This window comes from Candidatus Thalassolituus haligoni (genome assembly GCF_041222825.1).
GTDB lineage: Bacteria > Pseudomonadota > Gammaproteobacteria > Pseudomonadales > Oceanobacteraceae > Oceanobacter > Oceanobacter antarcticus.
The window spans coordinates 987883-1000583 of record NZ_CP139482.1; the positions used below are offsets into that span (position 1 = coordinate 987883).

Here is a 12701-nt window from a genome sequence, read left to right on the forward strand (position 1 = left end):
GTCTAGACTTTTGATAGTAGCTGGTGCCGAGGCGGTTTGGCGTGCACACGGGTAGATTTGCTTGTTACAGAACTTAACAAAAGCAATGGCCATTCTCGGTGGATTCATACTTTGGAGGGATGAGTATGAGCGCTTTGGCAGACTATATTCCTCTCATAGCTGTGGCTATGGATGCCTCCTTATCCATTCACAGTACTAATAACAACAATACGACAGGTAGCAATATGGTTAACAAGACGTTTCTCGGTCTGGCCATTGCGGCAGCAACCGCGGGCTTGGTTGGCTGCAACATCAGCAGTGTGGATGGCAATAGTGAAGTCGATCAAACCTCGGTGCTCGCCGGTAGTGGGGAAAATCAGGATACTTTTGTTTCTCCGATGTTTAATCCTGCTACGTCAGAATTACCGTTAAATATCGATTTTCTGTTCAAAACCTACCCGACTAATACCGATGGCTCCGCCGTCGATGCCACCGATGTGGATGGCACTCTGTATTATGCTGCGGGCAAAGACATCGCTCCGCTGTCGGCGACGGGTGATATCAACCCTGATTACAACCCGGTCTACGATGCCATTAACGATCTGGATGGTTTTTCTGTTACGGCGCCGTTTGATATTGCCTTTGATGGTGAGTTGTCGACTGACGTTGCCGCTGGCTCGGTCTATCTGGTGCCACTGAACTATGAGGGTGGAGCCAAACTGGGTTCTCTGGACTCTGCAGCGCCGTTTCAATACCTGAGCATGCCTGCTATTCGTGCCGAGGTGGTGAGTTACACCGATGGCAACCTCAGTAACAACGTACTTCGTATCAGCCCAACTGAGCCGCTACTGGAAAGCACCCGTTATCTGGTGGTGGTGCTCGACAGCCTGCTGGGCGCCAATGGCAATCAGATTGATGCCTCGACGCAATACAAGTACCTGTCTGATCCGGATCTGGAAGCCTATACGGACGCTCTTGAATCTGCCAAGTCAGCGGTAGAAGGCTGGCAGCAACTGGCGGAAGGTTTTGTCGGCGGTGTACTGCAGCGCAGCGATGTTCATGTTGCGCTTGCCTACACCTTTACCACCGGCGGTTCAACGGCCGTGATGAATGCCATGGCCGCCCCCGGTAACGTCAACAGTGCCTTGAGCAACAAGGATATTCCAGCGGTGGTGCAGAATTATCTCAACACCACCACCGACGATGCCAGCACTCAAATGGCGACCGTCACCATGATGGCCAGTGGTGATACCGCGACCGCTACGGCGCTGATTCAGGGCAATACCCTGTTGGCTACCTTGCCGACACCGGCACCGCGCAAAACGGATTTCAGCACCAGTGCGTCAGTTCCTTCAGCCTTGTTGGCGGCTGGTTTGCAGTCGACATTCCGCAGTGGCCGTATTGAACTGCCGTATTATCACAGCGCGCCAGAGGGTGCCTACAGTGGTGAGAGTCCGGCCGCCGGTTATGGCTGTACACCGTCGAGTGCAACGGACTCTGACTGTTTGCTGAAACAGCTGACAGCCGCCAATGTGATTACTTCACAGTGGGTGTCTGATGCCGATGTGATCAGCAATATTCAGTTGGCGCTGGGAGCCGATGCCACAACGGCGGCGGCTTATGCGGCACCTTCTGAAAACGTCACCGATTTGTTCCCGTTTGCCGCAGCCCAGGGCACCGTGTCAGCACCGGTACTGGTGGTTGAGCCGGTTTCCAGTTGCGTCAAACCGGCGGCCGGCTGGCCAGTGGTGATTTATCAACACGGTTTACGCTCCCAGCGCCTGGATACCTTGCCGCTGGCAGACCAGTTCGCCCAGAACTGTTATGCCACGGTCGCCATTGACCTGCCGCTACACGGGGTGATGCCAACCGATACGGTGGATCTGTCCGCCATGCTGGGGGCCGAATTTGCGGCAGTACCGGCCCTGGCGATTGTTGAGGGCAGCGAACACAGCGAGAACAGTGCAACCAGTTTGTACGCATTGGGGCAGAGCGAGGGCACGGCCGCGTTGCTGGCCAAGGTGACGGAGATTGTTACGGCCCAAACTTACAGTCAGCGCCACTTTGGGCTGACCGCCAATGGCGTAGCACCAACAGCGGTCAGCGCAACGGATGCTGCCGCGAATGTCTCCGGTTCGCTTTACATTAACTTTGTGCGCTTCCAGACCACGCGCGATAACACCCGTCAGGCAGTGATGGATTTACTCAACCTGAATGCGTCGATTCCGTTTATGGATATCGATGGTGACGGTAACGGCGTGTTGAACAGTGCGCCGGATTTTGATGCCAGCAAGATCTATTTTGCCGGTATTTCGTTGGGTGCCATTGTCGGTACCGAATTTGTGGCGATCAATAACGCCAATACGCTGGCGGCCAATGCCACAGGTAACAGTGCCTTGAATCCGGTGCAGGCTGCCGCTTTTGGTGTTCCTGGTGGTGGGTTGGCAAAAATGCTTGAACATTCCGATGCCTATGGCCCGACAATCGTGGCAGGACTGACAGATCCCGACAGCTTTAACCTCACTCAGGGCGGCTCGGACTATGAGTCACTGATGTATGTGTATCAGGCGACCGTGGATGCCTCTGACCCGATCAACTACGTTAAACAGCTGGCAGCCACTGGTACGCCTTATACCCTGATTGAGGCGGTGGGTGATCACGTTATTCCGAATACGGTTGATGATGCCCCGTTATCGGGTACCGAACCGTTGATTGATGTTCTGAGTGCGACGCTGGTGGATACCTCGTCCGATTTGTCGGCCACTCATCCGGTGCAGGTTGCCTTGCGCCTCAATGCGGATTTGAGCAGTCATATCTCGATGGCGGTACCGGATACAAGCGATGCGACTGCGGAAACGGCTGCGACCTTTGGTGTTATCGCCAACCACATTGTGAGCCTGTTTAACGATCCGGCAGCACCGACTCTGGTCGATGGTGGCGCTGGTATTGTTGAAGCAGCGGCAGAGTAAAGGGGCGACCATGAATAATAAGAATACAGGCGGGCACGCGATGAAAAAGCTTCCACTGGCTCTGGCCATTTCGGCTCTTGCAGCCACTTCTGTTCAGGCAACCGAGTTTGCTGTTGGCGCGATCGATATGCGGCTGGACAACACCGTCAGTGCCGGTATCGGCTGGCGACTACAGGAACCTGGTGCGTATCAGATTATGCCTGGTAATGGCGCGGCCTCGGGCAACGATGCGACGGGTTCTTCGTACAATTATGACGACGGCACACAGAACTACGGCAAGGGTGATGTCTATACCCGAGTGATAAAATGGACATCCGATCTGGAAATGACCTATCAAAATTACGGCGGTTTTTTCCGGGTTCGGGCATTTTATGACGATGCCATCATGAATGACGATACGGATTTCAAGGCACTCAGTAATGAAACCAAGGATGCTGCGGGTCGTGGTTATGACTTGCTGGATGCGTATGTCTGGGGTGATTTTGATATTGGCGAGACACCGCTCTCGGTACGTCTGGGACGTCAGGTATTAAGCTGGGGTGAAAGCACTTTTATTCAGGGCGGTATCAACAGCATTAATCCGGTGGATGCCTCGGCGTTCCGTAAACCTGGGGCAGAGCTGAAAGAAGGTTTGTTGCCCGTCAACATGCTGTACACCTCGGTCGGCCTGACCCCGGATCTGTCGATGGAAGCCTTCTATCAGCTGCAGTGGGAAAAGACCCGGACTGATCCATGCGGCACCTTCTTCTCTTCGTCCGATTTTGTTGCCGACGGCTGTGGCCCGGTGATCTTGGGAGGTAGCTCCAGTGAGCTGGATATCCTGGCAGCCCGAGATCAGGAAGTGGCGGACAATCAGCCCCTGTCTGAACGGGTTGCACCGGTGGCGGAACGATTGTCTGACGATGAACCCAGAGATTCCGGCCAATATGGTCTGGCATTACGTTGGTATTCCGAAGCGTTGGGTGACACGGAATTTGGTGCCTACTACATGAATATTCACAGCCGTTTGCCGTTTATCAACGGCGTGGTGGTGAACAAGTCTGACAGCAGTTACTACAATGCCAATGCCACCTACGAGAGCAATTATCCGCTCTACCAGATTGCTTATCCTGAAGATATTCAGGTGATGGGATTAAGTTTTGCGACGGCAACAGAAGGCGGCGCCTCGGTATCTGGAGAAATCAGTTATCGCCCGGATATGCCCTTGCAGTGGAATGCGTTTGAGCTGCTGCTGGCCGGTAACGCTGCTCCCTATAGCCGTATGTATCAGCAGCGTCTGGCCGAAGCTGGCGGTAACCCGGCTGATTTATCGGGTGAACTGGCCGTTGGCTACGATCAGTTCGATATGTGGCAGGCACAAACTACCTATATTGCGTTCTTTGATCGTATCCTTGGTTCAGACCGTGCCGCTTTGGTGGGTGAACTGGGTGTGAGCTTTATCCCGGATCTGCCAGATACGGACGATGCTCGTTACGGTCGCTCGGGCGCTTACGGTATTGGTAACAACGATGGCGTTTATAGCGCTGCAGGGGATACCAACTTCTGTACCGCCGACACCGTACCAGGCACTAATGAAGCAAATAGTGGTAAAAACGTGCATGCTGCCAATTGTACCGATGACGGCTACGTTACCCGGCTTTCTGGCGGTGTGCGTTTGCGTATGTCATTCGACTACAACAATGCGCTGGCAGGGGTCAACATCACCCCGATTGTGTCGCTTGCCTATGACAAGGGTAATGGCCCAGAACCCGGTGCCCAGTTTATTGATAACCGCCTGACCACCGGTTTGGCCATGCGCTTTGTGTATCTGAACAAGACATCGGTCGATGTGAGCTATACCAATTACACCGGCGGTGATTACAACCAGATTAAAGACCGCGACAACATCAGTCTGTCTGCATCCTATTCATTTTAATTGGCAGACAGTGGAACAAGCGAGGAACACAGAATGATCAAATCGACGATACGTGTGCTGGGCAGTGCACTGATGCTTTCGCTGCTCGGGCTGTCTGCCGAGGCTGCAGTGACGGCCGCAGAAGCTGCTAAATTGGGTAATGAGCTGACCCCTATGGGTGCCAACAAGGCCGGGTCGGGTGATATTCCCGCCTGGACCGGTGGCCTGACGCAGGCTCCGGCTGGATACGTCAGTGGTGGTAAGCTGGTTGATCCGTTTGCTGACGAAAAGCCGCTGTTTGTGATCAATAGCAGTAACTACAAACAATATGCCGACAAAATGTCGGCTGGCCAAAAAGCCATGTTTGAAAAATACCCGGACAGTTACCGTATGCCGGTCTATCCCTCTCATCGTACCGCTGCGTATCCTCGCAGCATCTACGATGTGACGGCCAGTAATGCGACGGCGACCAAACTGGTTGATGGTGGCAACGGTCTGGAGAACTACGTCGACGGTACTCCCTTTCCCATGCCCAAAACGGGCCTGGAAGTGATTTGGAACCATATCGTCCGTTATCGCGGCGGCAGTGTCGAACGTACTATCGGCCAGGTAACACCCCAGGCGAGTGGTGACTACACGCTGGTCCGTTTTCAGGAAGAGTTCACTTTCAGTGACAAGCTGACCGACTACACGCCGGGTCAGGACGACAACGTGTTGTTCTATTTCAAACAGGATGTACTGTCTCCGGCCCGTCTGGCCGGTAACGTACTGCTGGTGCATGAAACCCTGGATCAGGTAAAAGAACCGCGCAAGGCGTGGATCTACAATGCCGGTTCACGCAAGGTTCGCCGGGCACCGACCATTGCCTACGACAGCCCTGGCACAGCGTCCGACGGCATGCGTACTTCGGATAACTTCGATATGTACAATGGTGCACCCGATCGCTACGAGTGGAAGCTGATTGGCAAGCAGGATATGTATATTCCGTATAACAGCTACAAGCTGAAGTCTGACACACTGAAGTACGATGACATCGTCAAGCCTGGCCATATTAACCAGGATCTTGCCCGTTACGAATTACACCGCGTCTGGAAGGTGGAAGCGACCCTGAAAGATGGCATGCGCCATGTTTATGCCAAACGGGTGTTTTATATAGATGAAGATACCTGGCAGGCATCGGTCATTGATCATTATGATGGCCGTGGATTGCTGTGGCGTGTGGCGGAAGGCCATGAGGTGATGTACTACAATGCTACGGTGCCATGGTACGGCCTGGAAGTACTCTACGACCTGACCTCTGGCCGTTACCTGGCGTTGGGTCTGGATAATGAAGAGGACGGTTCGTACGTCTTTGGCGCAGAGCGCTCGTCCAGTGACTACACCACCTCGGCGTTGCGTCGTTCAGGGCGACGCTGATTCTGCTTGTTGTTGCAGTTAATAAAAGCGCAATAAAAAACCGGCGATGGCCGGTTTTTTATTGCGATCTCATTGTCTGTTCAGACTGTATATTCCGGCTGTGTGTCCAGATGCCGGTGCCAATATCAGAGTTTGATGAGCAAACTGGCGAGGTATTGGTTGGACGCATCCTTGTTAACAAATTCCCCACGTAATTGCAGTTGGCGGTTAAGCCGATAACCAACACCCACACCGGTCAGTATGCCGTCGTCGTCACCCACATCCAGTCCAACCCGGCCAAGCAGTGACAGGTTGGGGCTGATCTCTGGCAGGTCTTTTTCGGCGACGGCAGCGAGCCACAAGCCACTGATGCTTTCATCGGTGTGGTCGAAGTCACCGGTCTGGCTGATACCCAGTTCAACGCTGGTATGAATTCCCCCTTCAAGAGTCGCCATTTCATAGCCAGCAAAGCCCTGGACACCGGTTGCATCGGCACTGCCACCACCAAATGGGGAGTCGATGGTGTTGTAGGAAAAACTGCCGCCCAAATAGAGCTTGCTGGTATCCATTTCATCGGCATGTGCTGCAGTACCGGTGCAGAGCAGAGTGGTCAGCAGGAGAGAAGATGTCATCGATCGAGTCATAGCAGTTCCTTAACGCATGTTAGATATATAAAACGGGTGCACTGCTGCCCAAAAGGCTCAGGCAAACAGTACCAGTGGTTCTTGTTGCAGTGCCGCCTGTTGTTCTCTCAAAGTCAGAATGTGCTCTGACCAGAAGCGATGGCTGTCAAACCAGGGAAAGGCGATAGGGAAAGCCGGATCGTCCCAACGCTGGCAAAGCCAGGCAGCATGCTTCATAACACGTATGGTTCGGAGGCACTCGACCAGTGAAAGTTCCGTATAGGGGAAGGGGCGGAACATTTCATAACCGTTGCGGATGACGTCCAGCTGAGACAATTGTTCGTCCCGTGCACCACTCAGCAGCATCCAGATATCCTGCATGGCCGGGCCTTGTACACAATCATCAAAGTCGACCATCCACAGTTGTTCATAACGCAAAAGCAGGTTGCCAGGGTGCAGGTCGCCATGTACCCGAATGGTACGGAAAGGACGGGATGACATTTGCTGCTCAAGGCTTTGCACCAGCTGTGGCCAGATACTGGCATACACTGCGTGGTAGTCGCTGGGCATATGGCCAGAGCTCAGCACCGTCTCGGCGGCCTGGGCCAGATCCTGTGCGCCAAGAATGACCGGCCGATGTTCAAAGGACTCCCAGCTACCAACCTGATGCAAGCGTGCCAACCAACGCCCCAACAATTCCAGATCGGCATTGGATGACAGTTCCGGTGCATGGCCGCCACGGCGCGGAAACAGCGCAAACATAAAGGGTTCGCTATAGAACAGACTTTCGCCATCAATCTGGATCGGTGCAACGACGGGGATTTCTTCCTCGACCAGATCAAACATAAACTTGTGCTCTTCCAGAATCGCAGCGCGACTCCAGCGATCAGGGCGATAGAACTTGGCGATCAGCGGCTCGCCTTCTTCGATACCGACCTGGTACACCCGATTTTCATAACTGTTGAGCGGGAATACCCTGGCGTCACAGAGATAGCCCACTGACTCAATGGCATCCATCACCCGTTCCGGGGTCAGGTTAGCGTAGGGATGTGCAGACATGATCGGGCCTCACCTGGATTCGACAGGCGATTATGCCTGACTCTCAGGCAACCCACATCCATGCTGTGGCATTGGTATCGGCATTCCGGGAGGCGGCGTCCGTGCCAGCGCCCAGACACCGACAATACTGGCACCTTGCTGTTTCAGCAGCGCTGCTGTGGCATCTGCCGTTGCACCGGTAGTGAGCACATCGTCAATCAGCAGCAGGTGCAAGCCGTCCAGCGCTTGCTGGCCGCTGGCAAACTGTTGTCTGGCCTGCAGTAATCGGGACTGGCGTTGTTGGCCCCGTTGCGGCGTACTGCCACGACGGCGCAGCGCTTTGTGTACTATCGGTTTGTGGTGCATTGCTGCCAGTTGTTCACAGATAATCCGAGCGGGATTAAAGCCGCGCCAGAGGCGTTTCTGCCAACCTGAAGGTACATAGGCAAACGCGTCCACCTGGTTGATGGCGGCGGGGGGATAGCGAGCCATCCAGTAGCCCAGACGTAACAGCCATTCGTAGCGGCGGCGGTCTTTCGCCTGACGCAACCAATAACTAACGGGTGTTTGGTAGGGCAGAAACGCCAGAGTGTAGTCGAATGCGGGTGGCGTTTGCTGACAATGCTGACAACGGCGTTCAGTGGAGTTTAATAGTTCGCCACATTGGCTGCACGCCGGGTAGGGAGCACGCAAGATAGTCTCGCAGTGGTGGCACAAAAATCCGCTGACACTGTTGCTGACTGTGGTCAGGCACCATTCACAACGAAAGTCTGACAGCTGCACCGCCGACTGGTGTTTTGATACCTGAAGCGTATTCAACAGATTCAACCTGAGGCGTCTTGCCATTGTCTTCCCTGATCCGTTTTTGCGTATGAATACCCGACGTATCCTGCTTGGATGTCGATCTTGGGTCAATCTGCTAATAACACCCAGTGGATTACATTTGGTAGCCTGATGTTACCGAATAAAGTGTTGGAATTTTGTACAGAAGCGTAGCCTGAAACACCGTTACGACAAATCTGCAGGCTGGTTCGCATGTGCGGCGACTATCCTGTTTGTATCCGTAGTTAGCTATTTGGGCACATCTATAGGGAACATCTATTGAATCCTGCACGGCTCTGCGCGAGTGTTGCCGTTGTTCAGGGCAAGGCGGCGAATGCAGCGAAATGACGCGTCCTTTTCACATTCGTCAACACCGCACTGGACGGCGGCAACCCGCGCCCTGCGGGGGCTGTCGGATGATCTCGACTCTGTGTCGCCGACGTTTGACTTGACCCGTCAGGCCTGCAAGTTGGCTTCGTGATTCGACACCATCCGCTAGCCCAGAGTGAGCACCGGATTAAATAGATGTCCCCTATACATTACCGCGCTCACAATCACGGCGTTAAAAATCGACTCAAAATGCTTATTTATCACTCATAAACTGCGCTTTCGTCGATTTTTGCCTTGGCCTTTCATCGCGCGCTACATTTTTAGATGAACCCTATTGATACAGTAAGGAGTGGTTAAATGAATATAGGTTCTACTTCCGGCTCGGCCATGACGGTGAGCACTCAGGCGACCCATATGGTCAGTGATGCCGAACAGCGTGTCACCGTGGCGGCGCAGCAAGTGGCAGGCTCCATGTCCCAGCGTCCGATTGAAGAAACGGGCGGTGTGACCGAAGCGTTGGTGGATATGCAACAGGGCAAGCAACTGGTGAGCGCCGCCGGTAAGCTGATAGAAGCGCAGAGCGCTCAAATAGGATACTTGCTGGATACCCAAGTCTGAATCCGGTTTGTGCTTCTAGAGGCTGTTGATTTTCTATCTGCGTTGCCACAGCAGTGTTAAAAACAGGCTCAAATCGGTCATTTATTAACCGGCTCAATAAGTGACGAATAACGCCGTGCTGGAAGTCACAGGCCTCAGGGTCAGGGGCAATCGACTCTGGTGCTGGCGTTTTAAAAAAGAGGAGGTTGCTGCCTTGTCGTGGGTTTCGGGGTTGATAAGGGTTATTGCACGCTTTTGCTTGACAGAATTGTAAGGCGAACGTATGTTTCAAACAGTTGTTTGAAAGTGTGTTCAGATACACTCATTCGACAGCCTGCGCTGACATTCACCGTTTTAGCTGTCAGACGCTAGACTAATAACAGATAACGCCCATCAGGCGACCCAAACAGTAAGGCGACGAGGTATCCGCAATGCCAGAATACAAAGCCCCCCTGCGTGAAATTAAATTCGTTATGGACGAGCTGCTGGATATGCCGTCCCATTACGCCAGCATTCCTGCCTACGCCGAAGTAGCGACTCCAGACATGGTGGACGCCATCATTGCTGAAGGCGCCCGTTTTTGTGAACAGGAACTGGCACCCTTGAATCGTGTGGGTGATATCGAAGGCTGCAAGCGTAATGAAGACGGTTCCGTGACCACACCGACCGGTTTCAAAGAAGCCTATGCCAAATTTGTTGAAGGTGGCTGGCCATCGCTGTCTCACGAAGAAGAATTTGGCGGTCAGGGTTTGCCTGAATCGCTGGGAATCGTTATTTCGGAAATGGTCGGTTCGTCCAACTGGTCCTGGGGCATGTATCCCGGTCTGTCGCACGGAGCCATGAACACTATTGACCAGCACGGTACTGCCGAACAGAAAAACACCTACCTGACCAAACTGGTATCGGGCGAATGGACCGGCACCATGTGTCTGACTGAACCCCATTGCGGTTCTGATCTGGGCATCCTGAAAGCCAAGGCTGAGCCCAATGCCGATGGCAGCTACTCCATCACTGGCACCAAAATCTTTATTTCTGCCGGTGACCACGACATGGCCGAAAACATCATCCACATCGTACTGGCGCGGCTGCCTGGTGCACCTGAAGGCACTAAAGGTATTTCCCTGTTTATTGTGCCCAAGGTGATGCCAAATGCAGATGGCAGCCTGGGTAATGGTAACGCGGTAGAGTGTGGTTCACTGGAACACAAAATGGGCATTCATGGTAATGCCACTTGTGTCATGAACTTCGACGGTGCCAAAGGCTGGCTGATTGGGCCGGAAAACAAGGGTCTGAACTGCATGTTCACCTTTATGAATACCGCCCGTATCGGTACCGCGTTGCAGGGTTCATCGGCGATGGAAGCATCGTTCCAGGGCGCGTTGGCATACGCCAAAGAGCGTCTGGCCATGCGTTCACTAACTGGCCCGAAAGCACCTGAGAAAGCCGCCGATCCGATTATTGTTCACCCGGATGTGCGCCGTATGCTGCTGACCCAGAAGTCGCTGAACGAAGCGGGCCGGGCACTGGTGTACTTTGCCTCGCAGCAAAACGACATCGTTAAAAAAGCCGCCACCGCAGCCGAACGCAAAGAAGCGGAAGAGCTGTTGAGCTTCCTGACGCCGATTGCCAAAGCCTTCCTGACCGAAGCCGGTTGTGAAGCCACCAACCTGGGTATGCAGGTGTATGGCGGCCACGGTTATATTGCTGAATGGGGCATGGAACAGCTGGCGCGAGATACCCGTATTGCCACTATTTATGAAGGCACAACGGGTATTCAGGCACTGGATCTGTTAGGACGTAAAGTTCTGATGACCCAGGGTGCCAGCCTGCGGACGTTCACCAAGATGGTGCACAAGTTCTGCAAGGCCGAGTCTGGCAATAAAGAACTGTCGAAAATGATCAAACCTTTGGTGGAAGCTAACAAGGAGTGGGGCGACCTGACCATGAAAATTGGGATGAGCGCCATGAAAAACCGCGATGAAGTCGGTGCCGCTTCGGTCGATTACCTGATGTATTCCGGCTATATGGTACTGGGGTATTTCTGGGCCAGAATGGCCAAGGTTGCGCAGGAAAAACTGGCAGCGGGTACGTCAGAAGAAGCGTTCTACAAAGCCAAGCTGACGACCGCACGTTTCTACTTTACGCGTATTCTGCCACGTACCCGTATGCACGCAGCTACCATGACTGCCGGTGCTGCGAGCGTGATGGATCTGGATGTAGAGCACTTTGCATTCTAGTAAATGCTCACTCAATGCTGATTATGCTCCGGGTCAGGTTTGATCCGGACAAGAGGTAAGAGCAGAGGCCACTCTTTGGAGTGGCCTTTTTCTTTACCGGTTGTTTGTGCCAGCCAGAGTAGAAAACACAAAAAAGCCGCTGATGTCAGCGGCTTTTTTGTAGTGGCTTAAGCGGTAAATTCAGCTTCAGTTGCCATTATATCTGGGGTGTTCAGGTGGCTTGGGCGACAACAGTTGTTGCTCGACGGTTACGATCTACCCGCTTTTCATGAATCTTGCGGATCTTGCGTTGGGCCTTCTCGAACGCATCCCTGACGGCCACATACATATCTTCGTGGTCAGAGTTATCGTGGTTGTCGTGAGTGATTGCTACCGTTTCACCAGGTAATCCCACTTCCAGTGACACATGAGCCAGTCGGCCTTTATAGCTATGGTTGTGCGGCATGGCGACAACAGCACGAATACCGGTGATGTCATCAAAGGTGGAAGTAAGTTTGGTGGCTTTCTCGCGGATAGACGTTTCTATCCCATCTGAATGTTCGATGTCACGAAAACTGATTGCCAGACCTTTCATAAATGCTCCTTGGTTAAAATAAGCATGAGGCTACGCCGGGGAATCCGGCGGACGTCTGCGCGTTGGCGCAGTTGTCATTACGCACTTGCTAAAGGGCAGATCCGTATAGGTATACAGACCGGTTTCTGGATCTTGCCGAGTGCGCCTGGATCGGTATTTTTACCCTCCTTCACGTTACGGTAGTCTTGAAAACCTTTATAAAACAATAGCTTGATAACAAAAAACTGCAACCGGAAAATACCT

Annotated in this window: 10 protein-coding genes; 6 read left to right on the forward strand and 4 right to left on the reverse strand. The window is 53.3% G+C overall.

Translation table 11 applies throughout. The features are described 5' to 3' along the window. Positions 1-125 precede the first annotated feature (125 nt). From SOJ49_RS04510 to SOJ49_RS04520, 3 genes are read left to right on the forward strand one after another with little or no spacing between them, the layout of a single operon-like run. A complete protein-coding gene (locus SOJ49_RS04510; protein WP_369857039.1) occupies positions 126-2948 on the forward strand; it encodes a hypothetical protein in 2823 nt (940 codons plus the stop codon). Between the two features lie 40 nt (positions 2949-2988). Further along, entirely contained in the window at positions 2989-4863 is a 1875-nt protein-coding gene (locus SOJ49_RS04515; protein WP_369857040.1) for a DUF1302 domain-containing protein, read from the forward strand. 33 nt (positions 4864-4896) lie between these two features. Then, positions 4897-6258: a DUF1329 domain-containing protein gene (locus SOJ49_RS04520; protein WP_369857041.1), complete on the forward strand. Its 1362-nt coding sequence runs from the start codon at positions 4897-4899 to the stop codon at positions 6256-6258. A gap of 125 nt (positions 6259-6383) precedes the next feature. On the opposite strand, the gene SOJ49_RS04525 is transcribed toward SOJ49_RS04520, so the two are convergent. The 3 genes from SOJ49_RS04525 to SOJ49_RS04535 all read right to left on the reverse strand — a co-directional run bounded on the left by SOJ49_RS04525 (position 6384) and on the right by SOJ49_RS04535 (position 8717). Next, a complete protein-coding gene (locus tag SOJ49_RS04525; protein WP_369857042.1) occupies positions 6384-6869 on the reverse strand; it encodes an outer membrane beta-barrel protein in 486 nt (161 codons plus the stop codon). Between the two features lie 69 nt (positions 6870-6938). Continuing rightward, the gene (locus SOJ49_RS04530) at positions 6939-7919 is read right to left on the reverse strand and encodes a serine/threonine protein kinase (protein ID WP_369857043.1); all 981 of its coding nucleotides are present in this window, start codon (positions 7917-7919) and stop codon (positions 6939-6941) included. Positions 7920-7949: 30 nt separating this feature from the next. Beyond that, positions 7950-8717 carry a ComF family protein gene (locus SOJ49_RS04535; protein WP_369857044.1) on the reverse strand — a complete coding sequence of 256 codons (768 nt, stop codon included), beginning with the start codon at positions 8715-8717 and terminating at the stop codon, positions 7950-7952. A gap of 337 nt (positions 8718-9054) precedes the next feature. On the opposite strand from SOJ49_RS04535, the gene SOJ49_RS04540 reads away from it, so the two are divergent. The 3 genes from SOJ49_RS04540 to SOJ49_RS04550 all read left to right on the forward strand — a co-directional run bounded on the left by SOJ49_RS04540 (position 9055) and on the right by SOJ49_RS04550 (position 11884). Continuing rightward, the gene (locus tag SOJ49_RS04540; RefSeq protein WP_369857045.1) at positions 9055-9201 is read left to right on the forward strand and encodes a hypothetical protein; all 147 of its coding nucleotides are present in this window, start codon (positions 9055-9057) and stop codon (positions 9199-9201) included. Between the two features lie 206 nt (positions 9202-9407). Next, a complete protein-coding gene (locus tag SOJ49_RS04545) occupies positions 9408-9668 on the forward strand; it encodes a hypothetical protein (protein ID WP_369857046.1) in 261 nt (86 codons plus the stop codon). Positions 9669-10078: 410 nt separating this feature from the next. Then, positions 10079-11884 carry an acyl-CoA dehydrogenase C-terminal domain-containing protein gene (locus SOJ49_RS04550; RefSeq protein ID WP_369857047.1) on the forward strand — a complete coding sequence of 602 codons (1806 nt, stop codon included), beginning with the start codon at positions 10079-10081 and terminating at the stop codon, positions 11882-11884. Between the two features lie 211 nt (positions 11885-12095). Here SOJ49_RS04550 and SOJ49_RS04555 read toward each other — a convergent pair whose 3' ends face one another. Beyond that, entirely contained in the window at positions 12096-12458 is a 363-nt protein-coding gene (locus SOJ49_RS04555; RefSeq protein ID WP_369857048.1) for an HPF/RaiA family ribosome-associated protein, read from the reverse strand. Between the last annotated feature and the right edge of the window lie 243 nt (positions 12459-12701).